Source organism: Deltaproteobacteria bacterium (genome assembly GCA_016178705.1).
Lineage (GTDB): Bacteria > Desulfobacterota > Binatia > HRBIN30 > JACQVA1 > JACOST01.
The window spans coordinates 22,187-47,618 of sequence record JACOST010000028.1 but is presented as its reverse complement, the minus strand read 5'-3'; the positions used below and the strand labels follow the sequence as shown (position 1 = coordinate 47,618).

The following is a 25,432-nucleotide window of genomic DNA, read 5'->3' as shown; positions in this document are numbered from 1 at the left end:
CTAACGTTCGCGCTTGCCCCAGTCGCACAAGGCCTTGCCGAGGGCAGCCGACGCTTCGAGCGCGAGCAGATGGCCGGCATTGGGGATCTGCAACACCTGGGCGTTGCGGATCTTCTGCTTGAAGATGTCAGCATACGACGGCGCGATGAAGCGATCATTGGCGCCCCAGACGATCAGTGTCTCGGCTTGAATGCGCCATAGCCGCCGCTCGAGTCCGTTCTCCGGTACCGGGAACAGAAACTTCGCCGCGGTGCGCGCGCCGCGCGCTAACGCGATCAGCGTCTCGACCTGCGCGGCGGTGCGATCGTCCTTGTCGCTGATGAGCGCATTCAGTCCGAGCATCGCCTGCGCCGCCGGACACGTGACGTCGTGAAACAGCAACGGCACCATCTCGTGGTTCATCATGCCGAACATGTCGGCAACCGGTGCTTCGTCGCGCCACAACCCGATCGGCGCCGCCAACGCGAGCCGGCCGATCTTGTCGGGACGCAGCGCGGCCATCTCCGCCGCCATCCAGCCGCCCATCGACTCACCGACGACGTACGGCTGGTTCAAGCCGAGCGCATCCATCACGTCGAAGCCGTGCAGAAACAAATCAAACTGATCGTCGAGATAGTCGAGACCGGTGGACTGACCGAATCCCGGCAATAGCGGTGCATAGACATGAAACTCGCGCGCCAGCAGCGGCAGCACCCCCGCCCACGCCGCGACGCCGCCGGCGCCGTGCAGGAACAGCAACGGCGCGCCGCTGCCAGCTTCGAGCACTTCAATCGTCGGGCGCTCGGCGCCGAGCGCCAGTATACGAGACTTCGCCGTATCCGCGCTCACGACCGCGCCTCCAGTCCGCTGGCCACCAGCGCCGCGCGCGCGGTGGGCTCGTTGGTGCTGCCGGGTGCCACGCGCCGCGCGCTCGGCAGCGCCTTCGGCCACCAGTGATCTTCGAACTCATTCCAGATCGGGCGCAATTTCGGCATCACTTGCTGCGCGAATACCTCCGTCGAGCGATTCACCAGATCGATCGGTGCCGAGCCGATCTGCATGCCGAGGATCAAGTGCCCGATGCGAAGCGACTTCGTCAGGTCTTCCAGTTGCTGCCGCACGGTCTCAGGCGAACCCGCGACGATGTAGCGCTGATCGACGAGTTCCTTCCACGTTTTGTCCATCCCCATGTTGCCCTTGGTATTGCCGACCTGGGAGACCACGCCCGCCCGCATTGACGCTTCCGACATGTAACCGGGGGCGCCCGCCATCCCGGGATAGAGGTGCAAGCACTTGTTGAAGAAATAGTCCACGTGCGGCCACCACTCGCGTTCGCACGCCGCATCGGTATCGCTGATGCACACTTGCTGGAAGAACGCGCCGCGATACGGATTGGTCTCCTTGCCCTTCTTCGCGCAATGCTCCCAGTAACCGTTCATCATGTTGAGCGCGCGCTTGTAGCCGCTGAACGAAAGGTAGCTGTAGTTGTAGTCGTGATCGAGGCAGAAGTCCCAGGTCTCGATCGAGCCAAGGCCGGGAATCCAGATCGGCGGATACGGCTGCTGGATCGGCCGCGGCCACAAGTTCACGTAGCGCAGTTTGGTGTACTTGCCGTTCCACGCAAACGGCTCGCGCTCGCACCACGCCTTGATGATGAGGTCGTGCCCCTCGCGATACTTGTCGCGAACGGTCGCCGGGTTCTGGCCGTAGCAATAGTTGATGTCCATCGAGGTACCGACCGGAAAGCCGGCGATCAGGCGCCCGCCGGATATCACGTCGAGCATCGCGAACTCTTCTGCCACGCGCACCGGCGGATTGTAGAGCGCGATCGAATTGCCGAGCACCAGGATCATGGCGTTGGTGGTGCGGCGGGTGAGCGCCGCGGCCATCAGGTTGGGCGATGGCATCATCCCGTACGCGTTCTGATGATGCTCGTTGACGCCGACCGCATCGAAGCCGCACTGGTCGGCGAATTCGAGCATGTCGAGGTATTCGTTGTAGAGCGCGTGTCCGCGTTCGGGATCGTAGAGTCGATTGGGCACGTCGACCCACACCCCGTGATAGCGCTCGCGAAAGTCAGTCGGCAGCCAACGATAGGGCATCAGATGGAACCACGTAAACTTCATCGCTGGGTCTCCCTTCGGCCGTGCGAGCCGGAGCATAACCGCACCCCGTCGCGCGAATCAATCCCGCAAATTTTGCCCGCAAATTTTGCCGGCAAATTTGCCCGCAAATTTACCCACACATTGCGATGGGCTCAGATGGGATAGATGAGCGAACCGGCAATCAGGCTGCCGTCGAGGATGCACAGTTTCTCTTGGAATTTGAGTCGTCCATCCAGACGCACGAGGCGATCGAGATACTGACCGGCGTTGAACACCGCCACTCCCTGGTCGATCGTGCTCTGCATCAGCACAAAGTTCGCGCGCACGCGCAGGCCTCCGTCGGGCTCTTCGTTGATACGGATGCTGCCGACCAGATGGCGCAGAGCGCGCGGGGCGAATACGCTGGTCTTGCGCACCGCCGCGACGCGATCACGCAACATCCCCTGGCTCTCGCACATCATCAGCGCGAGCGGCAGGTCGCGCTCGTAGTTCTCGCGCGGGACGATCTTGTAGAGACACGAATCGGTGAAAAACTCCGGCCAGCGCTCCAATTCGTCGTCATCGAGACAGGCGACGTAGTCGGCGTAGAGTTCATCGATCTCGATGCGCAGCGCGTAGCGATCCATCGGCCCTTCCTCCCACTGCCGTCTGCCTACTACTCACAAGCCCATCACCTCGCGGTAGTAGCGATAGAAGCCGCGGATCGCGGTCTCGGTGATCATGTGGTCGGTGTTGGCGGCGTCGCGCCCGCCGAGTTCGATCACAGCGGCGCCGGCGTCCGCGGACGACACTCCGGCCTGCGAGAACTCCATCATCTCGCTATCGTCGATCGACACCAGGCCGGCCGGTCCCATCAGATTCGCCTGGCGCAACCGGATCTGCGTCATCTCCGCGCTGTCGCTCTCGTAGCCGAAGAAGGTCCACACCAACTCGAACGCGTCCGGTCCGCGAGTGACCAACTGGCGCGTGGCGAGGGTGTTGGATTGTTGTTGGACAATCAGGTTCGGCCAAATCGTTTGCATCACGACGGTCGCGTCACCGGGGAATTCCTTCACCGGCGTGAGCAGCGTCGGATCGTTCAGCTTGAAGTCAGCGAGAAACGATTTCATCTCCGCCGTCCCCGCCGACGGCGGCTGCTCACCGCGGCGCGAGATCAGCGCGGCGTGGCGGCCGCTGTCATCCATCTGCACCGCCGACGGTTGATCCGCACGAAACAATCCGAAGGTGACGAGAAACACGTGCAGCAGGCTGGCGTGGTACGGGTCCTTGATGTTCTCGAACATCAGCTTCCAATTGCTTGGAATCACTTGCCGCATGTAGCCGAGCACGCGCAGCGCGCGGCCATCGAAGACGCGGTCGAGGTACGCGAGCATCGCGGCGCCGAGGTAGTCTTCGAGCGACGGCATCGCCGCGGCAAACGAGGCGAAGATGACGCCGTGGCGCTCGGCAACGCGCAACTGCTGCAGCGAATGATCTGCCAACGTGAAGTCGTCCGGCATGCCGCCCTGCCGTCGCAGCCCCTTGCGGAACGGCACGCCGATCAAGTTGCCGCGCAGATCGTAGGTCCACTGATGATAGGGGCACATGAACTCGCTGGCGTTGCCCAAATTGACGCGGCAGAATTGCACGCCGCGGTGCGCGCAGCGATTGACGACGACATTGATGCCGCCCTCACCATCGCGCACGGCCACCACCGGCTGATCGCCAATGAAGGTACGCTTGAAGTCGCCCGCCTTGGGAATCTCAGCCGTCAGCCCGACGTACGACCAGCTCGCGCCGCCAAAGATGTGTTCCTGCTCACGCGCGTAGATCGCGGGATCGGAATAGACCCAGAACGGGATACGGCAGTTGCCTTCAGCCGGCCACTGCCGCGATCGTCCCGTCGTCTTTCTTCTTGGTAGCGCGGGCGTCCCCGCCCGCGTCCGAACTCGCGGCATGGAGCGACGCTACCGCGCCGCCGGGCAGCGACGCAAGCAGGGCCACGGCCGCTCTGGAATCATTAGAAGCGGGGCTTGCGCCCCCGCGCCCCTACGAGAGGAAAACCGCGGCCGGTTTTCCTCTCGTGCTCTCCTTTCCCGCCTCAGAGCCGGGCAAATGGGGCGCGTCACTGAGCGACGGCCTCGCGCAAAGATTGGCGAGTGACGACCCCCGCGTTCACGCCAATGGTCGAGTGCTGCACGCGAGCGACGGCCTCTGCGGGGATTCAAGAAGGCCACGTACTCCCTTCACAGTTGGAGTCGGATGCCCGGCAAGAGAAGAAGAGAAGCCATCGGAACCTCTTCGCGAGAGCGCGGGACGCTCGGATCACAGAAGCCCAGAGGCTACCCTCGGCGTTGAGCAGCCCAGCATTGGTATCGCAGCACGGCGCCGTCGTCGCGCGGCGTTCGCGTGAGGCCGACTCAGGGAGCAGCGGCCCCCTTCGATACGCTTCGCTACTCAGGGCAGGCTCCGCCGAGCGCAGCGGACGCGAAAGAGAGCGTGAGAGAAAACCGCGCCGTCGGTTTTCTCTCACATCCGCGCGCGGCGCAGCCCGCCTTCAACTTGGACACACGCCGCGATTCAACGGTCTACGGAGGCGGAAGTCCCGCAAGCGACGCCTCGGACTTGCACCGACGGCGCCGTTGCTGGATACGAACTGAGCGAAGACACGAAGGGGGATCAAATGTCCGAACCACTTCTCCTCATTGAAAAGAGCGACGGCATCGCCACGCTTACCTTGAACCGCCCCAAGGCGATGAACGCCTTGTCACGCGCCTTACGCGCGGCGATCGTGCAAGCGTTCGCTGAACTCCAGAACGACGCGGGGACCGGCGTCGTCATTCTCACCGGCGCGGGCAAAGCCTTCTGCGCGGGGTTAGACCTCAAAGAACTCAGCGGCGAGAGCGAGCCACCGAGCGATAACGAATCCGCCATCGCCGGCGCCGATGTCGTGCGCGCGCTAACATCGTTCAATCGGCCGATCATTGGCGCGATCAACGGCTTCGCCATCACCGGTGGCTTCGAACTCGCGCTCGCGTGCGACATTCTGATCGCGTCGACCAACGCGCGCTTCGCCGACACCCATGCTCGTGTCGGTCTCGTGCCCGGCTGGGGATTGAGTCAGAAACTATCGCGAGTGATCGGGATCTATCGCGCCAAGGAGCTGTCCCTCAGCGGCAACTATCTTTCCGCAGAGCTGGCCGAGGCGTGGGGCTTGGTGAATCGTGTCGTCAACCCAGAGGACCTTCTGCCGACTTGTCGCCGACTCGCAACGGACATTCTCTCCTGTGTGCCCGAGACGATGCGCGCGTACAAACGCGTAATCGATGAGGGCTACGCCACTACCTTGGGCGAGGGCCTGCGCCTCGAGACCAAGGCGTCTACCGAGCATGCGCGCGAATTAACCCCCGAGCAGATCGCCACCCGCCGCGCCGGCATCCAGGCAAGAGGTCGCCAGCAATCGGGCAAGTAATCTCCCCTTGGCTCGCAACTGCCTACTGCCTACTGTTGTACCAGCGGCGCGAGATGCGCGGTGTCGAGGTACTCGTCGAGCCGCGTGATGCGGCCGTCCTGCACCGTGCACACCAAGCACGCCGGCACTTCGAGCGGCTTGCCGTTCGGAGCGGTGCCGCGCAGGACGTGTTGCTGCACGAAGCCGCTGTCCATGCGTTGTCGCCGGATGATCTCGTAGCGCAGATTCGAGACGTGCTTCACCACCCACCCGAGCACCGCGAGATTCTCATCGACCGATTGCTCGAGGTTGTCGTTGTTGTGCCAGATCACGGCGTTCGGCGCGTAGATGTGGCGCACCTCGTCGACGTTGCCCGCCATGATCGCGGCCATTAGGCGTTCAGCCAGCTGCAAATGGGGGTCGCTACTCATGTCGCATCTCCCTTCGTTGCGCGTGCCGCGTAGATAGACGGAGACGCGTCCCGAATCCAGCTCGGCGCCCAAATCAAGCGCGCGCGGTCACCACAACCGAAGCCAAGTGTGGGATGGTCGAGACGACCAGGCGTTCTGGGGTGTGGCCCAGAGCGCCGACCTCGACGCTAGGCACCGGAGTCGTCGTCATCCCCGTCGCCGTCATCTCCGCCGTCGTCGTCGGCAGCGATCGCTTGCCCACAATTGGCGGCAGTCGGGGAAAACCTGCCGAGGATCGCCAGCCCTAAGCTCAGAACTATCAGCATCGCAATTCGCTTCATCGTGCACCTCCGCTGTACTTTGCCATTCGAGCGCCTCTGGTCGACTTAGTCGCTGCCCTCGATAATATTGCGCATCTGCGTTTGCAGCTTCTCGAGTTGATCTTTGGTCTGCGCAACCTTGGCCAGTTGTTGCGGGCTGAGCACGGCCCGCACGGCTAAGGCGGTCTTCACGCCTTGCTCCATCAACTGTTGTCGGAGCTGGGTGATCTGCTGCACCTGCGGCGTCAAGTCGGCCGGCTGGACCGTTCCCGGGCCAAACAGCTTATCGGCCAACTGACGGTTGGCCGCCTCCAATTTCGAAAACAGCGCGCGCAAATTCTGATGATCGGCGTCCATGATTTTCCGCACCTGATCCTGCTGGTCGGCTGTGAGATTGGCCTGTTTGAGGACCATGTGGAGCATCATCGCCGGATCGTCTCCGTGCATCATGCGGCCCATCGGCGGTCCGCCCATCGGAGGTCCGCCCATCGGTTGCGCGTGCAGCGGAGCCGAGGTCAGGCTGGCCAACACCAACCCGGTGAACAGCAGTTTGGACTTCAACATGTGACAATCTCCTCCATCTTGTTCGTCCTTACTCGTCTTCAATCATGAGAGCGGAGAATTGATCAGTGCACGCGCCACGGAAAAATTGATCCTGCGTGCAGGGTTGGCCGGCGTTGAGCGCGGCCTCGAGATATGGAGCCTCCTCAGCTAGCGGCACAAAGGCGCTCGCGTCGGACGTCGCAAACAGCGCATCGGACAAGTCCCCGGCGAACGCCGAGACGTTGTGAAGGCGAGTCGCCACCTGTACTGGCGATGAATGCCGAACCCAGGCGAAATTTAGCATCACGACCGCGAGCGCCGCACCCGCGATTCCGGCAGGCACCCAAGACATCCGAGCGGGCAACGCGCGACGGCTGACGGCGGCCGGTGGCGGTGTTGCGAGCGCGTGGCCGATCGTTTCAAGATCGCCAACCAGTTGGTCGTAGTGTTCAGTACACTCCGTACACAGTCGCAAATGGGATTGTTCGGCGGCGCTACCGTCGTGCGTGTACATCCGCAGCAGCGCGCGCTCGTCGAGGCATCGATTCATCGGTAACCTCCCAGCCCGGTGCGCATGTGATGGACCGCTCGATAGAGATGACGCTTGACGCTGCCTGGGCTCAGCCCGAGCGTTTGCGCTACCTCTTCGGTCGACCAGCCTTCCAATTGGCGCAAGGCGAACACTTCTTGCTGCCGCGCCGACAACTGTCGGAAGCATCGCCAGATTCCGCGCCGGGCTTCGTTACTCAGCGTCTGCTGCTCGGGGTTGAGTGTCGCCGACGGTAGGTTGGCTTCCGCAAACTCCTCGTGCCGTTCGCGCCACCACTTCCACCAGCCCGAGCGTCGCCGATCCCGGCACCCGTTGACGGCAACCCGGGTGAGCCACGCTCCCCAGGCAATCTCACGATCGCCCAGTTCGTAGGCTTGAGACAATTTTTCGCAGGCTTGGAACAATTTGAGAAAAACCTCCTGCGTCACGTCATCAGCCTCGTCTGGATCGGAGAGCAAGAGTCGGCACAAGCGCACGACGCGCGCATGGTGCGTCCGGAAGAGCGCGTCGTAGTCTGACTGATCTTTCGCTGCCGCCGCTTTCACGCTCTCGTCCGTTCCGTCCTCCGCACACGGAATTGAATGCCGCTCGTCGTCGCTTGCGACACGCGTGCAGGTCAACCGCCATTTCCGAAGCGGCGCGATTCGTCGGCGTGCCGGGCCTCCATGTCACTCAACGCGGCGCTCGCTTGGGCCAACTGTTCCGGCGTCAAAATGGCGCGGATCGCCAAGACGGTGGCGGCTTCGTGTTGTGCCAACTGCTGTTGTAACTGGGTGATGAGCGCTTGTTGTGCCGTCAACGCAGCGGGTAGCACATCTTGCGCACCGAGTAGCAGATTCGCCAGATCGTTATCGGCTTGATGCAACTGGGTGAAAAGGTCCTGCACAGCAACGCGACCCGCGTCGAGAATCTGATGCGCTTGAGTCTCTTGGTCCGCCGTCAGATCAGTGGACCGCAGCAGCAAGTGGATGAGCCGTCCCGGACCTCCACCCTTCATGTGCCCACAATGGGGTCCCTCATGATGGTGTTCCATCGGTGGCCCCGGTGGGATCGGCTGCGCGTCGGCGGCCGCTGCGTAGATACCAACAGCTACCAGGCCAATCATTAGCATCTTGCGTTTCGTCATGTCGCTACCTCCGTTGCCTACACTGACGAACGAGCCGTGCCTTTGGTTGACCTGTGAGTGCGATTTTCTTTCCCTTGTCACTCCGCGGTCGCAGCAGTCGCACGCCGCGCGACCACCCGGGCCGGAGCGCCGTCGGCGCCTTCGATGTTGAGCGCCAGAAACATGACTTCGATTCGCTGGCCCACCAACGACGTGAGGTTCATCAGATTCTCCGCAATCAACACGCCCTGGCTCAGCAAGACGTGATGGACCGGCCAATCGAAGCCCGGCGGTCGCCGGTTGACGGCGAGATCGGGAGTCATCACGTCGACGCCGAGGAGTTTGACGTCGTGATCCACCAGCCACTGCGCGGCGGTAACGCTGAGGCACGGGTGCTCACCGTAACGGTCCGACTCGACGTGTTGCGCCCAGCCGGTGTCGAGCAGCACGATGTCGCCCGCTTGCACGACCGGGCGCGCGCACTCGAACGCGTCGGCGTCGATCACGCCGTACTGCTCGCACTCGATCCGCCAGACGACGCCGGTTCCGCACAAGCGATCGGGCGCAATCTCGTGCATCGCCGGACCGTCGGGAATGAAGTGAATCGGCGCATCGACATGCGTGCCGAAGTGACAGGCCATGTGAATCTCGGTGAGATTGAACGGATCCTGCGGCATGCTCATGCGCCGGCGAATGTCCGGCTTGTCGAACAGAGGAATCCGCGCCAGATCAGCGTGCAAACGGTGCGAGAGTTCGATCCAGCCGGTCGCTGCAGCGTTCCGCGAAGCGTTACGCCAGCCTTGCCATCGCGTGTTCATTCCACTCTCCATACCGTGATGGTCACTGCTTCTCGAACCGCTCGAAGAACAGACACGTATCGATCGATCGCCGCAATGGACGGCGATACGGAATCTGCGGCCAACCGATCGGCAGCATGGCGCACGTCGGGCAATTCTCCGGCAGGTCGAGCCACGCGTCGATCTCCTTCCCGAAGGCGGTGTGGACGTTGGTGAGCGAGGCACCCAGCCCGACCGCGCGGCAGGCGAGCAGAACATTCTGAATCGCCGGAAACAGCGCCTGTGTCTGCGGCGCGCCACGCCGTGTCCAGCCGGCGACGAACAGCAGCACGGGTACTTCGTGCAAGTGCTCGGCGAGATGGATCGCCGACTCCATGTTGCGCCGCTTCGCGGCCGGGTAGTTTGCATCGCGCGCCGCTTCGATGGCCGGCTGAATGTAAGCGAGGAACACGCGGCGATAGCGCTCGGCGATCCATGCGCGGCGCTCCGGCTCGGTCACGGCAATGAAGATCCACGGCTGACGATTGCCGCCGCTAGGCGCGAACGTGCCCGCCTCGCACACCTTGCGGATCAACTCGAGAGGCACCGGATCAGGCTTGAGCCGCCGAATCGCGCGAGTGGTACGAATGCCGGCGAGTAGGGGAACGTCCTCGCCGATGGAGTCGATGTCGATCGTGGTGCGTGTGTCGGTCATTGCATCTCCGGAGTCGCAGCGTTGCCCTCTTATGGCCGAGAACGGGCTCAGAGAGAAGGCCGCGCATCGTGGACGCGAGTGTTGGGGCGACGCATGCGTCGCCGTCCCAGTGCCTATCGTACGTCGCCCCTGGCAACGGCCCCGCACCTCGACTACTGTCGCGCGCGTGAGCCACGCCATCATCACAACGCCATCACCAACCGCCGACCCCGAACGCTCGGCTGCGCGCCCGTGGTGGCTGCGGGCGATGCCGTGGCTTGGACAGCCGCCGGCGTTGACCAGCCGGCAGTGGAACGTGCTCGGTGTGTTGGGCGCCGCCGCCTTGATCGACAACTACGATCTCGGGGTGCTGGGCTTGGCGCTGCCGCAAATCCAAACCGGACTCGGCGTGGCCGAAGCCGATGTCGGTGCACTCATCGCGGTGGTCCGCCTCGGCGTGATTCCGGCGCTCCTCCTCACCGTGCTCGCCGATCGCACTGGACGACGCCGGCTACTGCTGGCGACGATTCTCGGCTTCACCGTCTGCACCTTTCTGACCGCCTTCGTTCGCTCCGCGGCGGAGTTCGCCGCGCTGCAGTTTCTCGCCCGGGTGTTCATCGCCGGTCAGGGCATGTTGGCCGTGGTCGTGATCATCGAAGAATTCGACGCCAACGTCCGCGGCTGGGGCATCGGCATGATGGGCGCGCTCGGATCGCTCGGGCATGGACTCGCCGCCATCATCTTTTCGGTGGTGAACTTGCTCCCGTTCGGCTGGCGTGCGCTCTACGTGGTCGGGGTTGCCCCGTTGCTGCTGATCGCGTGGTTCCGCCGTACGCTGAGCGAAACGCCCCGCTTCGAATATCATCGGACCACGCGCGCGACGGCATCCGGCCTGCACGCGGCGCTGCAGCCCTTCCGCGATCTCGTCCGCATGTATCCCGGCCGCATTGTCGCCCTCTGCGCGGCCCTCCTTCCGGTCGCCTTCGTGTTCGAGACCAGTCTGCTCTTCGCCTCCAAGTTTCTCCAAGAGGTCCATCACTACTCGCCCGCCAACGTGGCGGTGATGTATCTCACCATCGGCGTCCTCGCACCGATCGGCAACGTGGTGGCCGGTTCACTCGGCGACCGCTTCGGCCGCAAGCGCATCATGATCGCGGGGTCGCTGGTGAACGCCGGCGCAATCGCCGGTTTCTATCACGTCGCTGGCTTCTGGGTTCCGTTGACGTGGGGGCTCATGGTCATGACGTTGACCATGGTGCTGGTGTTGTTTGCGGCACTCGGCGGCGAACTGTTCCCGACCTCCTATCGCTCGACCGCGTCGGGTGTGCGCGCCGTCGTCTACACGCTCGGTGCCGCGCTCGGCCTGTGGGTCGAAGGACAGCTCTACGGCGTCGTCGGCAGCCACGCCGCCGCGCTCACTCTTATGTTGATCGTTGTGCCGATCGCGCCGCTCATCATCGCCCTGACGCTACCCGAAACTGCCGCCCGGGAGTTGGAAGAGATTGCGCCGGAGAGACCTAGCTGAAAGTTCAAAGTGAAACACTGAAAGCCAGATGCGGACCCGTTTGGCTTTCAACTTTCTGCTTTTGACTTTCGACTGCCCGCAACCGCCCATTCCTTCATGATGCGGGGCTTAGGGCCGGCCCAGTTCTCCGTCGTCTTCACAAAGAAGAACGGCACTTCGCGATGCAATCGGAAGCGCCAGCCCGCCTCGGTGCGAATGTACTCGTCTTCGTAATAGCCTGCGGCAACGAACGCCTCGCCATTGACGTCGCCGACCGCATCGAAGCTGGAGCGGCCGCGTGCGCGATCATCCGAGTCGAACGTGATCGACAGGTTGTGAACGAAGTGCATGCAGTCTTCGAAACGGGCCCACAGTTGCCGCAGATATGCCGCCACCGCCGCATGCCCGCGGTGCGCGCGTGAGCCATCCGAGCTGTTGTCCCACACAACATCAGGAGCGCACAGCGCGAGGAACGCCCGCACGTCGGCCTCGGCATGGCTCGTATGGCCGCGGTCCTGGATGAAACAGTACTGGTTGTGCAACTCGCGAATCGCTTCGCGATCCTCGAGGCGGCGCAGTGCGATTCGCAGATCGTCGGCGCTCATCCGATCAACCCTGATGCGACAGAACACTCACCGCCCAGGAGACGAAGGTCGCAGAGAGAGCCGCCACCAGGGTATTCGAGCAATCTTCGTTGACCTCATTGGCAATGGACACTCGTTGGCTCCTTCGTCGTCTCCCACTCCACGGCTCGGCGTTCTCGGCGCGCTCTGCGGTGAATCCGTTCATGTCACATCAAGGTTAGCTGTAGCGCGCTTGCACACCGCGTGACGTGCCGTGGAGCGCGGCCGCATCGCGCAGATCGGTGAGAAACTGCGCGACGATCTTGGCGTGATTCGGCGTCACCATGAGATGCAGCGCGGCGGGATTGTTTTGGCGATCGAGGTGCCAACCCTTGTCGTCCATCGCATCACCGACCGCGGCGATGTCAAACGACTCGGAGCCGAATGCCAGCAAACTGGCGTCGGGCTCGCCCCAGATGTGCAACCCCGGAATCGCGGCGATCCCCGCGCGCAGTTGCTGCGCCGTCTCGATCACGATCCGCTGTAGACGCAGATAGCCGGCTTCGCCGAGATAGTTCATCACCGCCCATGCGGCCGCGATCGGCGCGGCGGGACGCGTGCCGGCCATCGCGGTCGAGCCGTACAATCCGCCTGGCCACGCGTCGTACATGAAGATCTGGTATTGCATCGTCGCCTGCGAGCGATGCGCGATCACCGATGCGCCCTTGGTGCAATAGCCGTACTTGTGCACGTCCGCGGAAATCGTCGTCACGCCCGGCACGCGAAAATCCCACGGCGGCACCGGATGACCGAGTCGTTCGAGAAACGGCAAGAGGAAGCCGCCGACACACGCGTCCGTATGAAACGTGATGTTACGCGCCGCGGCGAGTGCCGCCAGTTCGGTAATCGGATCGATGACCCCGTGCGGATAGCTCGGCGCCGATCCCACCAGCAGCACGGTATTGTCGCTGATCAACTGCGCGGCGGCGGCGACATCGGCGCGCAGATCCGCGCGCAACGGCACCTGTCTCATCTCGACGCAGAGATACTTCGCCGCCTTGGCAAACGCCGGGTGCGCCGAGTGCGGCACGACCATTTCCGGTTTGGTGATTCCCTTCTCCTCGCGGCCGCGCTCGCGCGCCGTCTCCACCGCCATCAGAATGCTCTCGGTCCCGCCGGAGGTCATCGTCCCGCTCGCGTCGTCGCCGCCGTGGAGAAGATCCGCCGTCATGGCGACCACCTCGGCCTGCATCTTGCGCAGGCTCGGAAAGCGGAACGGATTGAGCGCGTTCTCGAACAGGTACAGGTTGTTCGCCTCGCGCAGGACCGCATCGACATCCTCACCGGCAGGATAGACGAGGCTCCACGTGCGCCCACCGCGCCAATCGGCGTCTGCCGCCTTGCGTTCGCGCATGGTCGCGAACAGCGCATCGCTGGAGATTCCGTTCTGAGGCAGCTTCATCGTGAGACTCCTATCGGCGCGGACCATACCAGATGCGCCGACGCGCACGCGAGCGCCGCCCGATCAGGCCGCGCAGATGAAGTCGCGCAACTCGACGAACCCCATCGCGGCCATGGCGGCGCGGATCTGCTGGCGTGGTGTTTCGCCGGCCACCGATGCGACTAGCGGCAACCGCGGGATGCGCGGCAACTCCGACGGTCCGATCACCGGCGCACCGTGAATTGTGTTGCCGACTCGGCCGCGATGCACTTCGACAACATAGGCCGGTCGCTTCCCGTGCACCAACAAGGCCCGTCGCAGCGCCCGCGCGGTTTCGCCATAGCCCCACAACACGTAGGTGTCCGCCGCGCGCAAAAAGTGCGTCGCCAGAAACGCCGCCTTGCACGGGGCGAAACGCGCCAAGTCATACATCGCGTGCGTGCGCGACAGGCGCGCCGGACCATCACGCCACGCCAGCAGGCGGCGCGGCACCACGCCGATTTCGTGGCCGGACACGAGCAGGCGCAACACCAAATCGTAGTCCTCGGGCCAGCCGGCGTCACGATACCCAAAGGCCGCCAGCACGTCGCGACGGATCAGTAAAGTTGGATGTGCGATCGGACATTCAACGAAGGCATCTTCGCGCACCCGCCGGGGCGAATCGATGTGATTCAGCCAACGCTCATACTCGCGGCGCCCGTCGCGTAAGTGCGCGCGCGGAAATAGCCGCACGTGACAGCCCACCGCTGCCAACGCCGGCGCCTGGTTCAGCGCACGCACTTGCAGCGCCAAGCGATCACGGTGCATCAGATCGTCCGCGTCCATGCGCGCGATGAACTGACCGCGGCAGTGCGCCAGACCCGTATTGAGTGCCGCGACCAAGCCGCGGTGCGGCGTCGTGACGATGGTGAAGCGCGCGTCGCGTTCGCTGACCTGGCGCACATACGCGGCCGTATGGTCAGTCGAGCCATCGTCGACGATGACGCATTGCCATCGCGTCTCGGTTTGTCGCCAGACACTGCGCACGCACGCGGGCAAGGTCGCGGCCGCGTTCAAAGCGGGCAGCAGGATCGAGATCAGCGGTGGCACTGTGGCTCGCATCCCTAGCGCGAGCCCGCCGAAAGCGAAACCACGGACAGCGCGTCCGCGATTGTCGGCGACTCGGGCATTCGTCTCTTGACGTATGCGTCCGATCACGTACTAACCAACCCCACGTGAGTGACCCTCGGCAGACAACCACCAGCGCCGACCCCGATCGCCCGGGCACGCGCGCCTTCGTCGGCCGCGACCGCGAGCTGACAGAGCTACGCACCGGACTCGACGACGCGCTGAACGGGCGCGGCCGCGTCTTCCTCATCGTCGGCGAGCCGGGCATCGGCAAGACGCGGCTGGCGGAAGAACTCGCCGCAACGGCGAGCGCCGGTGGCGCGCAGGTGCTGTGGGGCCGGTGTTGGGAAGGCGGCGGCGCGCCGGCCTTTTGGCCGTGGATCCAGATCCTGCGCGCGTTGATCCGCGACCGTGATCCACACGCACTTGCGCACCATCTCGGCGGCGGGGCGTCGTGCATCGCGTCCCTGGTGCCCGACCTGCGACAGCGCGTGGCCGGCATTCCGGCCGGATCGCAGGCGTCGACGATCGAGTCCGAACAGGCCCGCTTTCCGTTGTTCGATGCGACGACCACGTTCCTGCAGCGGGTGGCAGTGGACCAGCCGCTCGTGATCCTGCTCGACGATCTGCACGCGGCCGATGACCCGTCGCTGTTGTTGCTGCAGTTCGCCGCACGGGAACTGCGCAGCGCGCGAGTGCTGCTGATCGGCACCTACCGTGAGGTCGAGGTGCGACGTCAACCTGAGTGCGCGCGCCTGCTGAGCGACGTGGCCCGCAACGGCCACCGCCTACCACTCAGCGGCTGGCCCGAACCCGACGTCGCTCATTTTATTCAACGCACGTTTGTGATCGCGCCACCGCCCGCGGTCATCACGACCCTGCACCGCACCACTGACGGCAATCCATTTTTCGTCGATGAAGTCGTGCGCTGGCTGCTGGCAGAAGGACGCGACCTGACACTCGCTGATGCGACCGCGGAGCGCCTGAGGATTCCAGCCGGGATTCGTGAAGTCACGCACGAGCGGCTGCGACCGCTGTCGGCGACCTGTCAGCGCGTGGTGAGCATAGCCGCGGTGATCGGTCGCGACTTCGATCTGCTGACGCTGCAACGGGTGTCCGAGCTGCCCGCACCCGACGTCCTCGACATCCTCAGCGAAGCGATCACCGCGGGCATCGTCACCAAGCTACCGGGGATCACCACTCGGTACAGTTTTACGCACATGCTGATTCGGCAGACCGTGTACGACGATCTGCCGGCGGCACAACGTTTGAGTTTGCACCAACGCATCGGCGAGGTGTTGGAGACGCTGTCGGCCACCGACCCCGACGCCCATGTCGCCGAGCTCGCCCATCATTTTCTCCAGGCCGCGCCCGCCGGCGACCTGACCAAGGCCATCACCTACGGTGAGCGCGCCGGGCGCCGCGCGGCGGACTTGTTGGCGTACGAAGACGCGGCAGCGCACTACACACGCACTCTCGACGCCCTCGTCCTCGGGGCCCCAGACCCCCAGCGGGAGTTCGAGCTGCTGCTGGCGTTGGGCAACGCGCAGGCGCGCGCCTGGCACACCAGCGAGGCGCGGGAGACGTTTCTGCGTGCGGCAGAGCGCGCACGGTACGCGAATGCGTCCGACTCGTTCGCGCGGGCGGTGCTCGCGCTCGGCGGCATCGGTCACGGACTGCCGCGCGGTGGAGTCGTCGACCCGGTTCTGGTGGCCGCGCTCGAAGAAGCGCTGGTGCGGTTGGCCGAGCACGACCATCCTCTGCGCGCACGGATACTGGCGCGGCTGGCGGCCGAACTGTACTTCTCGGACGCCGAGGAGCGGCGCGCCGCACTGAGCCGGCAAGCGGTCGAGATGGCGCGCCGCTGCGGCCAGTCGGCGGCTTTGGCCTACGCCGTCAATGCGCGCCATTTCGCGCTGTGGGATTCGCCCGACGTCGACGAGCGGCTCAGCCTCGCCAACGAGGGCATTCAGCTCGCCGAGAGTGCCGACGATCGTGAGCTTGCACTGCAAGCGCACACCTGGCGGTTGCTCGACGTCATTGAGATGGGAGTGGGTGGCGGCGAGTGGGAACGCGAACTCGACGCGTGCAGTCGACTCGCCGACGAGCTGCGCCAACCCCGCTACCTCAGCAACACCATCATGCTGCGAGCGATGCGTGCCCTGTGGCTCGGGCGCTTCGCCGAAAGCGACGCGCTTGGCCAAGAGATTGGCGCACTCGCCGAGCGGGTGCGCGACGACACTGCGCTGGGCAGCGTCGGCTTTCAGGCCTACGTGGCGAAGCGGGCGCTCGGCCAGTACGAGGTCGCGGAAATGATCGCGCGGCGCGGGGTCGAACAGATGCCGCACGTGCCGATCATCCGCTGCGCGCTGGCGTTGATACAGATCGACCAGGGACACGACGCCGAGGCCCGGGCCGAGTACGGTCGCCTGGCGGCCGACGACTTCGTCGATCTCGTGCGCACCAACGCGCTCCTACCGATGCTGCCGTGGTTGGCGGAGCTGTGCGCGCACTTCGGCGATCGCCACGCGGCGGCCCTGCTGTATGAGCGACTGTTCCGGTTTGGTTCGCGCTTCATCTCGTTCGGTCCGCGGCACTGCTTCGGCCCGGGCTTCCACGCCCTCGGTCTCCTGGCCACAACCTTGGAGAGATGGGATGAGGCCGCGAAACACTTCGAAGATGCGCGCGCGCGCAGTCTAGCCGCCGGAGGCCGGCCGGCGGTGGCCGCCACCGAGTACGCCTACGCTCGCATGCTAGTGGATGCGGGGCCCGCGCTCCGTGCCGCGAATTCCCGCGAACACGCGCGCGATCTGTTGCAGCACGCCCACGACACCGCGCGCGAGTTGGGGATGACGCCGCTCGCCGAGCGCGCGCAAGCATTGGCCGACGTAGCGCGTCTGGAGCCGTCATCGGCGCAGCAGCGCGAACCGATCACCCGCGCGCTCGCCAGCGGCGATGCCTCCGCGCTGCACGATGCGGAGCCGTCGGGCGCTTCCACTCGCGGCCGCGTGCTGAGTTTCCCGGCGAAACACCGCGGGCGAGCCATCACCGCGGCTCCACCGCAGCATTCCCCGGCGACCACCGGCGCTACGACTGCCGAGTGCAGCTTTCGTCTGGAAGGGGAGTTCTGGACCGTCGGCGAAGGGATGGCCCCACTCCGCCTCAAGGACACCAAGGGTCTGCGCTACATCGCACATCTCTTGCGCCACCCAAGCCGGGAATTTCATGCGCTCGACTTGATCGCTCACAAGCCCGACAGTGTGACTCCCGCCGCGGCGCAGATCGACCAACTCAGCGACGAGCAACGGCAACAACTCGGGTTGCGCGCCGGCAATCTCGGCGACCTTGGGGCACTGCTGGACCCGCAAGCACGGGCGGCATACAAGCGCCAGTTGCAAAGTCTTCGCGCAGAGTTGGAAGAAGCCACCCGCTTCAACGACCTCGGGCGGATTACCAGCACACAAAACGAGATCGAGTTTCTGACGCGCGAACTCGCGCGGGCGGTTGGTCTGCACGGTCGTACACGCAGCGGGCCATCGGCAACCGAACGCGCTCGCGTCAACGTCACCCGCGCCATCAAAGCGGTGCTGAAACGAATTGCCGACGGCGATTCAGCGTTGGGCCGGCATCTCAGCACCACCATCAAGACCGGCACGTTCTGTTCCTACACACCCGATCCACGTTGGCCGAAGAGCTGGCGCTTGTAGCTGGAATTGTTTGGGCGCGTTTGTCCCTGCTCAACGCGCTTTCACAGTGGGTCGTCATACCGGCGAAGGCCGGTATCCAGGCGACGCGTGGGGTCCGTGCCTGGATTCCGGCTTTCGCCGGAATGACGAGCGGGGAGATCGCTCAATTCTTCTTGTGCAAGCCACGAGATGGCGAGCGATGATTGCACACCTACAAGCCAAAATTTTCATTCGTTCAACCGAATTGAACACTGTTCAACGATTTGTTACGCCCCCCCGACTGGGGAGGATCATCATGATCAAGCGATTCGGGACGTTGATCGTATTGGCCGCGCTGGGACTGGCAGCAACCGGCCCACGCGCGCTGGCCGCCGGATGCGATGGGGATTGCAACAGTGACGGAGTCGTCACGGTCGAAGAGCTGGTGCAGGGCGTCAACATCGCTCTCGGCAGCATCTTGGTCACCCAGTGCAACCAATTCGACAGTAACAACGACCAGTCTGTCACAGTTGAAGAGCTAGTGCTCGCCGTCAACAACGCCTTGGGGACGTGTCCGTTCACCGGCCAGTTCTACGGTACCGTCGCGCTCGCCAATGGCCAGACCGGCATCATCAATCTGGTCGCACAAGGCAACGGCCAAGTCACCGGCACCATGACGATCCGTTCAGCCGCGTCGGCGTCGCTCTTCGATCAGGGCAACGCGGCCGCAGTGATCGCGATCGTGTCGCTGAGCGGCTCGGTCGACCTCGACAATGGCACGTTTAGCATCGACGGCAGCTTCACCGACGGCGACGGCACTCACAACGTCCATCTCGGCGGTACGTTCCCCGGTCTCCACGGCGGCGGGTCACTCAGCGTCAACCTGGACGGTACCGTGTTCACGGGTTCGATCGTCACCGGCGACGGCAGCACTCCTACGCCGACGCGAACACACCCGCCGACGGCGACGCAAACACCGACGCCGACCATCACGCCAACGTCACTGATACCGACCAACACTCCGGTCCCGACGCACACCAATCTGCCGACGCAGACGGCGACGCCGACCACCGGCCTCATCAATCCGCCCGGTATCGCGGCCGACTTGATCGGTACGTGGAGCGGTCACGCCGACAACGACCTGACCAACGATCATCGGCAAGTGCAGATCAAAGTTGAAGTGGTCAGCGGGCAGTTGAAGATCACCGATCTCAAGAAGAATCTCCTTTCGACCGCATCGGTGATTGCAACCGTGGCGAGCCCGCGGGCATTTTTCTACAACAAGACGGGCGGGAGCTCGAACGAGAACCTCACTATGAACTCGCTCTTCCCCGGCGGTCTGGCCGGCCAGTATTCAAAGGTTTCGTTCAGCGATCCCTTTCATCCGCTGGCGCTCGCGATCGCTTTGACGAAGGACTGACGAATCTTCCTATTCACGGCTCGGCGCGCTCTCCCGAAGTGCGCCGAGCCGCGAACCGGTCGGCCCGCCGCAAGGCGGGCCGACTCTTCTCGTTTACGCCTGCCCGCTTCCTTGTTGCTACTCGCGTCTCTTGACCAACCCGGCCGCCGCACCTACACAGGCGACCGCGGCGAGAGTAGTGCACGCCGCGGGACAACCGGTGGAAAACGAATCAAACCAGGCGCTCCATCGGCTCACGGCGCGATCGTTTGTTGGCCGCGAGCGCGAACTCACTGAACTCTACTCCGGACTGGCCGATGCCGCGGCAGGGCGCGGGCGGGTGTTCCTCATCGCCGGCGAGCCCGGCATCGGCAAGACGCGACTCGCGGAGGAACTGACCGCCGAAGCCGCCCGGCGCGGCGCGCAGGTTCTCTGGGGCCGCTGTTGGGAAGGTGGCGGAGCGCCCGCATACTGGCCGTGGGTGCAGATCATTCGCGCTGTGCTGCGGGATCGTGGTCCCGCCGCGCGCACCGAATTGCTCGGCGATACGGCCGGGCTGATCGCGCAATTGGTGCCCGAGTTGATCGAGTGGCAACCGGATCTTCCGGCGCCGACACCACCCGCGCTATCGTCCGAACACGCGCGCTTCGCTCAGTTCGGCGCCGTCGGTGGGCTGCTCAAGCGTGCGGGCGCGGCGCGTCCACTTGTGCTCATCCTCGACGACCTCCACGCGTCCGATCAACCGTCGCTCCTGCTGCTCCAGTTCATCGCCCGCGAGCTGCGCGATGCGCACCTGCTGATCGCCGGGACGTATCGCGACATCGAGATGCCGTCGCGCCCGGAGTGTGCGCAGACGCTGGCGGCGATTGCCCGCGAAGGACATCGCGTGCCGCTCGGCGGCTTGTCGGCCGATGATGTCGCGCGCTTCATTACGGCTGGCTTCGCGCTGGCGCCATCGCGCGCGGTGGTCGCAGCCGTGCATCAGACAACGGAAGGCAATCCGCTCTTCATCGACGAAGTGGTGCGCACATTGGTCGTGCAACACGCCGCTCGGTTGTCCGAGATCCCGCCCGATGGATTGCCCATTCCGCACGGTGTCGGCGACGCGATCCGCCAGCGCTTGCGCCCACTCTCACCGGCCTGCCGTCGTGTTCTCAACATCGCCGCAGTACTCGGGCGAGAGTTCGACTTCGCACCACTGCTAGCGATGTGCGAACGACCGGCGGCGCAGCTCCTCGATCTGTTGGGCGAGGCGTCCACGAATGCCATCGTCACCACGCTCCCCGGAGCATCGTCGCGGTACAGCTTCCAGCACACGCTGATCCGCGAGACGTTGTACAGTGATCTGTCGCCGAGTGAACGTGCCCGCATGCATCAACAGGTCGCGGAGATTTTGGAGCGACTCGACGCAGCCGATCTCGCACCCCACTACGCCGAGATCGCGCACCATTTTCTCCACGCGACACCGCTCGGCGATCCGCACCAGGCCATCAGCTACGCGGTGCGCGCCGGGGAGCGCGCCGCCGCGCTGTTCGCGTACGAAGAGGCCGCCATTCAGTTCGAGCGCGCCCTCGAAGCGCTCGCCCTCACCGACACCCAAACGGATGCCGCGGGGTGCGAGGTGCTCCTCGGACTCGGCGAAGCGCAACTCGGCAGTGGGCGCGATCAAGACGCGCGCGCGACGTTTGCGCACGCCGCCACCATCGCTCGACGCCTAGCGGCGCCGGCGCTGCTCGCGCGCGCCGCCCTCGGCTTCGCCGACCGCGGGGTCGGCGCGCCGCAATCCATCGCCGATCCCACCGTCGCGGCCCTGATCGAAGAAGCGCTCGCCGGCCTCGGCAGCGATCCGACCGCTGTGCGCGCCCGCTTGCTGGCGCGCTTGGCAGCGGAACTGGCGGTCTCCGATCGAGAGCGCGGCATCACCTTGGTTGGACACGCGCTGGCGATGGCGCGCGAGCTTGCCGACCCGGTGACGCTGGCGCACGTGCTGAGTGCGCAGCACTTCGTGCTGTGGCGGTCGGACTACCTCGCCGACCGGCTCACCATCGCCGACGAGATTACGCAACTCGGCGATCGCCTCGGCGACCGCGAGCTGGCGATCCAAGGGCGCATGTGGCGCCTGATCGATCTGATGAACGGCGGTGACGGCGATCGTTTGGACGCCGAGCTGGCAACCTATCCTCCGCTCGCCGCCGCGTTGGGTCGTTCGCGCTACCGCTGGATGGGCGCGAACCTGCGCGCAATGCGAGCGCTGTGGCGCGGACAGTGGACCGAGGCCATCGCCCTCGCGCAGGAAGCCACGCCGCTCGCCGAGCGCGCCGAGATTCGGCTCAACCCCCTCGTGCAAGCATTCGTGGCACAGCGCGAGCTCCGCCAACTGGAAGGACAGTTGCCGATGCTCCACGTGTTCGTCGAACGCTATCCCTTCAGCCCTGTGCCGCGCACATTTCTCGCACTTGTCCACCGCGAGTTGGACCAGGAGGCGGAAGCCCGCTACGAGTTCGAACAGGTCGCGCACCACGAGTTTGCCGATCTCCAGCGCGAACGCCGTCTGGGCGTGTTGCCGTACTTGTCCGAAGTCTGCGCATACCTGCGCGATAATCGACGCGCGGCCATCTTGTACGATCTGTTGCTCCCCTACGTCGATAGCACCATTGCCTACGCGGCCAGCGTCAGCTTCGGTGCCGCGACTCACTATCTCGGCATCCTCGCGGCGACGATGGCACGATGGGACGATGCGGCGCGGCACTTCGAGGATGCATTGGCGCGCAACGCCCGCATGGACGGCCCACCATGGCTCGCTCGCACGCAGTACGCCTACACTTGCGCGCTGTTGACGCGCGGCCGCGTCGGCGATCATCTGCGCGCGCGCGACCTGGCGGCGCACGCACTCGCGACAGCGGAAGCGCTCGGCATGGTCAGCCTCGCGATGCAGCTGCGCACCTTGGATGTACGCACCGAGGGCGATCATGCTGTCGCTGAACTGGAAGAGCCGATCCCGGTTGCGGCGGCGAGCGGAGGCCTCCGGCTCGTGCGTTCCGCTCGGACGATCAGCCCGCAGAGCAAACGCAGGCAACCCGAGCCGCACGCGGGTTCTGACCACCAGCAGTCACCTGCGAAGGACAACCAACTCGACAGCGTGCGCGGCCTCTTTCACTTCGAGGGACAGTACTGGAGCGTCGGTAGCGGCGCGACTCTGTTGCGCCTCAAGGATTCCAAGGGGCTGCGCTGTCTCAGCCAACTGCTGCAGCATCCCGGCCGCGAGTTCCACGCCACTGATTTAGCGGCGCCGGCGACGGCATCAGCGACAGCAATCGAAGGGCGCGCACGCACCACCGACAAGCAGCGCATCGAAGACCTGCGCGACCAATTGGACGAGGCGACTCGATTTAACGACCTCGGGCGCGCGAGCAAACTGCGCGAAGAGATCGAGATGTTCGCCGACCAACTGGCGGCCGGCGCAGGCTTGGGTAACCGCGGCTCCGCACGCGCCGCCGATGCCGAACGTGCGCGGGTGAACGTGACCCGCGCCATCAAGACCACGATCAAGCGCATCAGCGACGGCGATGCCCACCTTGGGCGCTACCTCGCCACCACCATCAAGACCGGGACCTACTGCAGCTACCGCCCCGATCCGCGGTTGCCGATCCGCTGGCAGTTCTGACGACCAAACGGCATCTGTTCACCCGCCACTGAACACTGTTCAGTCGCTTTGAACGCCTTCTGCATCGGAAGCCATTGATCTGACCGATACGGGCGGAGGAGGAACAGCGATGTTGAAGCTGATTGTTGCGGTGATACTGGCGATGTCGTTGGCGCAGCCGAGTGCCTGGGCCTCGGGCGCATGCGACGGCGACTGCAGCAGCGATGGAGCGGTCACCGTCGAGGAGTTGGTGCTGGGCGTCAACATCGCGCTCGGCACAACGGCGCTGCAGCAGTGTCCGTCGTTCGATGCCGGTCACGACAATGAAGTGACTGTTGAAGAGCTGATTGTCGCCGTGAACAACGCCCTAAACAGCTGTCCGTTCACTGGCCAGTTCTTCGGCGCCGCAATGCTCAACGATGGGCGCCGCGCCACCGCGACGCTGACTGTGGGCGGTACGGGAGGCGTCACCGGGACGTTCGCTATTCGCGACGCGGCAGCGGCCGGTTTCTTCGGCGGCGCGTCGGCCGTGATCGCCTCCGGTCCGATCACCGGCGACGTCAACTTGGACACCGGCGTCTTCACGGTCACCGGCAGTATTCCCGACGGCAACGGCGGGACCATCGACGTGAGCATCAGCGGCACATTGCCAGGCCTGGGTGGGGGTGGTGGCAGCTTGATGATATCGATCAACGGCCAGCCCTTTTCTGGAACCGTGGCGGCCGGGGACGGCAGCACGCCGACGCCGACGCATTCCCGTCTGCCTGCCACTGCCACGCCTACGACACCGGTGAGCAATTCCAGCCCAACGCCGACACCGTCGCCAACTCGCACCCCGACCACCGGCACTGTGGGCGGCCAGCGCCTCGTGTGCGCCGCTCCCGATGCGGGCTTGGTCAACGATATCGTGCTGCTCAACACCGACGGATCGGGGAAGGTCAATCTCACCAACACCACCGATGCGTTCGACCGCGATCCGGAATGGAGTCCCAACGGGATGCGCATCGTCTGGTCGGCAAGTGTGCGCGACCAAAACGGCGGCTTGCGCTACCATATCTCTGCCATGAACGCCGATGGCTCCGGACGCGCCGACCTGACGCCGGACGAGTCCGACGTGGGACAGCCGTCGTGGAGTCCTGACGGCAATCGCATCGTCTTTGTCGACGGCGTGGGGCGTGGTCGGATCAAGGTCATCAACGCCGACGGGTCGGGCTCGACGACGATCCTGCCGGACGCGGGCGAGCGATTTAACTCGCCGCATTGGGTTGGCAATCGCATCGTGTTCGCCTCGACCCTCCACATCGCGCACGACTCAAAGGCCGAGGACCTGGAGATCTATCTGATGAATCCCGACGGAACCAACATCACCCGCGTGACCAACAACAGCTTCCGCGATGAGTTCCCGGTGTTGCGCGCGGACGGTCAGCGCATCGCGTTCCAGTCCACTCGGCCGACGGGACAGCTTATCTGGTTCATCAACCCCAATGGATCGGGCGAGACCCCGCAGCCGGGCACCATCATCCTGCCCAACAGCATGGCGGCGTACAGCCACGACGGCCAGCAACTCGCGTACTATGGAGCGCTCCCCTTTCAGGGTTTCTTCGGCGGGATCATCATCGCCAAAGCGGATGCGTCGTCGCCCGCCGGTGTGCCGGGAACCAATGGCCTGACAGACTTCGACCTGAACTGATGAGCCGTCAACGCCCGCGATTCAGCCCAGAGACTTTTCCAGCCAGAGCTGCCGAGCGCCGTTCCACAACGCGCGCTCGGCAGCAAATCCCAGTGATCGATACAGTGCGAGCGCACCGGCGTTGCGTTCGTTGGTGTTGAGCCCGATCAGGCGACACCGCTTCTCGACGGCGCGGGCGATCGCGAACTCAACCAGTTGTCGTCCGCACCCGCCGCCACGCGCGCCGCTGAGCACGAAGACGTCCTCGATCTCCATATCGAGCCCCGAAGTCCATGCGGAGTGGCGGTAGCGAGCTTGCACATAGCCAAGGTCGGCACCTCCACCATCGCGGGCGAGGAAGAACTCACTCTGTCGATCGCGTAGTAGCTGCGCGATCGACGCTCGAAACTCAGCCTCCGTCGGCGTCGAGCGTCCGAGGTGATCGCGAAAAGCGGAGGCGAGCCGCACCAGTGCGGCAAGATCGGCGTCGCTGGCGATGCAGATCCCCACGCTCATCGTCATCGCCTGC

The 25,432-nt window shown here is 64.6% G+C and carries 22 protein-coding genes; 6 read left to right on the top strand and 16 right to left on the bottom strand.

The genetic code is table 11. The annotated features are described in order from the left end of the window. The 4 genes from HYR72_17260 to HYR72_17245 all read right to left on the bottom strand — a co-directional run bounded on the left by HYR72_17260 (position 1) and on the right by HYR72_17245 (position 4,021). A complete protein-coding gene (locus HYR72_17260; GenBank protein ID MBI1816730.1) occupies positions 1 to 828 on the bottom strand; it encodes an alpha/beta fold hydrolase in 828 nt (275 codons plus the stop codon). Continuing rightward, a complete protein-coding gene (locus tag HYR72_17255) occupies positions 825 to 2,105 on the bottom strand; it encodes an LLM class flavin-dependent oxidoreductase (GenBank protein MBI1816729.1) in 1,281 nt (426 codons plus the stop codon). The genes HYR72_17260 and HYR72_17255 overlap by 4 nt, the downstream gene beginning before the upstream one ends. 131 nt (positions 2,106 to 2,236) lie before the next feature. After that, positions 2,237 to 2,710, bottom strand: a complete 474-nt coding sequence (locus tag HYR72_17250) for an aromatic-ring-hydroxylating dioxygenase subunit beta (protein MBI1816728.1) — start codon at positions 2,708 to 2,710, stop codon at positions 2,237 to 2,239. 33 nt (positions 2,711 to 2,743) lie between these two features. Beyond that, positions 2,744 to 4,021, bottom strand: coding sequence for a Rieske 2Fe-2S domain-containing protein (locus tag HYR72_17245; GenBank protein MBI1816727.1), 1,278 nt, complete (start codon positions 4,019 to 4,021; stop codon positions 2,744 to 2,746). Between the two features lie 725 nt (positions 4,022 to 4,746). On the opposite strand from HYR72_17245, the gene HYR72_17240 reads away from it, so the two are divergent. After that, complete coding sequence (locus tag HYR72_17240; GenBank protein MBI1816726.1) at positions 4,747 to 5,535, top strand: enoyl-CoA hydratase; 789 nt, start codon at positions 4,747 to 4,749, stop codon at positions 5,533 to 5,535. Between the two features lie 29 nt (positions 5,536 to 5,564). On the opposite strand, the gene HYR72_17235 is transcribed toward HYR72_17240, so the two are convergent. From HYR72_17235 to HYR72_17200, 8 genes are all read right to left on the bottom strand, one after another. Next, positions 5,565 to 5,945 carry a nuclear transport factor 2 family protein gene (locus tag HYR72_17235; protein ID MBI1816725.1) on the bottom strand — a complete coding sequence of 127 codons (381 nt, stop codon included), beginning with the start codon at positions 5,943 to 5,945 and terminating at the stop codon, positions 5,565 to 5,567. Positions 5,946 to 6,112: 167 nt separating this feature from the next. Then, positions 6,113 to 6,265, bottom strand: coding sequence for a hypothetical protein (locus HYR72_17230; protein MBI1816724.1), 153 nt, complete (start codon positions 6,263 to 6,265; stop codon positions 6,113 to 6,115). 45 nt (positions 6,266 to 6,310) lie between these two features. Beyond that, a complete protein-coding gene (locus HYR72_17225; protein ID MBI1816723.1) occupies positions 6,311 to 6,808 on the bottom strand; it encodes a periplasmic heavy metal sensor in 498 nt (165 codons plus the stop codon). A 28-nt stretch (positions 6,809 to 6,836) separates the two neighbouring features. Beyond that, the gene (locus HYR72_17220; protein MBI1816722.1) at positions 6,837 to 7,337 is read right to left on the bottom strand and encodes a hypothetical protein; all 501 of its coding nucleotides are present in this window, start codon (positions 7,335 to 7,337) and stop codon (positions 6,837 to 6,839) included. Continuing rightward, on the bottom strand, positions 7,334 to 7,882 hold the full coding sequence (locus tag HYR72_17215) for a sigma-70 family RNA polymerase sigma factor (protein ID MBI1816721.1): 549 nt from the start codon (positions 7,880 to 7,882) through the stop codon (positions 7,334 to 7,336). Before HYR72_17215 ends, HYR72_17220 begins: the two co-directional genes overlap by 4 nt. Before the next feature lie 71 nt (positions 7,883 to 7,953). Next, positions 7,954 to 8,463 (bottom strand): periplasmic heavy metal sensor, encoded by a 510-nt coding sequence (locus tag HYR72_17210; GenBank protein MBI1816720.1) that lies wholly within the window; start codon positions 8,461 to 8,463, stop codon positions 7,954 to 7,956. Positions 8,464 to 8,540: 77 nt separating this feature from the next. Then, positions 8,541 to 9,260: a cyclase family protein gene (locus tag HYR72_17205; protein MBI1816719.1), complete on the bottom strand. Its 720-nt coding sequence runs from the start codon at positions 9,258 to 9,260 to the stop codon at positions 8,541 to 8,543. A gap of 22 nt (positions 9,261 to 9,282) precedes the next feature. Beyond that, positions 9,283 to 9,933 carry a nitroreductase family protein gene (locus HYR72_17200; GenBank protein MBI1816718.1) on the bottom strand — a complete coding sequence of 217 codons (651 nt, stop codon included), beginning with the start codon at positions 9,931 to 9,933 and terminating at the stop codon, positions 9,283 to 9,285. Between the two features lie 166 nt (positions 9,934 to 10,099). Here HYR72_17200 and HYR72_17195 point away from each other — a divergent pair, with 166 nt between their 5' ends. Continuing rightward, positions 10,100 to 11,437 carry an MFS transporter gene (locus HYR72_17195; protein ID MBI1816717.1) on the top strand — a complete coding sequence of 446 codons (1,338 nt, stop codon included), beginning with the start codon at positions 10,100 to 10,102 and terminating at the stop codon, positions 11,435 to 11,437. A 47-nt stretch (positions 11,438 to 11,484) separates the two neighbouring features. Here the strand turns inward: HYR72_17195 and HYR72_17190 are convergent, their stop codons facing one another. From HYR72_17190 to HYR72_17180, 3 genes are all read right to left on the bottom strand, one after another. Beyond that, positions 11,485 to 12,021 (bottom strand): nuclear transport factor 2 family protein, encoded by a 537-nt coding sequence (locus tag HYR72_17190; GenBank protein MBI1816716.1) that lies wholly within the window; start codon positions 12,019 to 12,021, stop codon positions 11,485 to 11,487. Between the two features lie 196 nt (positions 12,022 to 12,217). Continuing rightward, on the bottom strand, positions 12,218 to 13,441 hold the full coding sequence (locus tag HYR72_17185) for an aspartate aminotransferase family protein (protein ID MBI1816715.1): 1,224 nt from the start codon (positions 13,439 to 13,441) through the stop codon (positions 12,218 to 12,220). Positions 13,442 to 13,504: 63 nt separating this feature from the next. Next, positions 13,505 to 14,509: a glycosyltransferase gene (locus HYR72_17180; protein ID MBI1816714.1), complete on the bottom strand. Its 1,005-nt coding sequence runs from the start codon at positions 14,507 to 14,509 to the stop codon at positions 13,505 to 13,507. Between the two features lie 125 nt (positions 14,510 to 14,634). On the opposite strand from HYR72_17180, the gene HYR72_17175 reads away from it, so the two are divergent. The 4 genes from HYR72_17175 to HYR72_17160 all read left to right on the top strand — a co-directional run bounded on the left by HYR72_17175 (position 14,635) and on the right by HYR72_17160 (position 24,924). After that, entirely contained in the window at positions 14,635 to 18,234 is a 3,600-nt protein-coding gene (locus HYR72_17175; GenBank protein ID MBI1816713.1) for an AAA family ATPase, read from the top strand. Positions 18,235 to 18,508: 274 nt separating this feature from the next. After that, positions 18,509 to 19,612 carry a hypothetical protein gene (locus tag HYR72_17170; protein ID MBI1816712.1) on the top strand — a complete coding sequence of 368 codons (1,104 nt, stop codon included), beginning with the start codon at positions 18,509 to 18,511 and terminating at the stop codon, positions 19,610 to 19,612. Positions 19,613 to 19,811: 199 nt separating this feature from the next. Beyond that, on the top strand, positions 19,812 to 23,255 hold the full coding sequence (locus tag HYR72_17165; protein ID MBI1816711.1) for an AAA family ATPase: 3,444 nt from the start codon (positions 19,812 to 19,814) through the stop codon (positions 23,253 to 23,255). A 109-nt stretch (positions 23,256 to 23,364) separates the two neighbouring features. Continuing rightward, positions 23,365 to 24,924 carry a PD40 domain-containing protein gene (locus HYR72_17160; protein ID MBI1816710.1) on the top strand — a complete coding sequence of 520 codons (1,560 nt, stop codon included), beginning with the start codon at positions 23,365 to 23,367 and terminating at the stop codon, positions 24,922 to 24,924. Between the two features lie 21 nt (positions 24,925 to 24,945). On the opposite strand, the gene HYR72_17155 is transcribed toward HYR72_17160, so the two are convergent. Then, complete coding sequence (locus tag HYR72_17155; protein ID MBI1816709.1) at positions 24,946 to 25,419, bottom strand: GNAT family N-acetyltransferase; 474 nt, start codon at positions 25,417 to 25,419, stop codon at positions 24,946 to 24,948. Between the last annotated feature and the right edge of the window lie 13 nt (positions 25,420 to 25,432).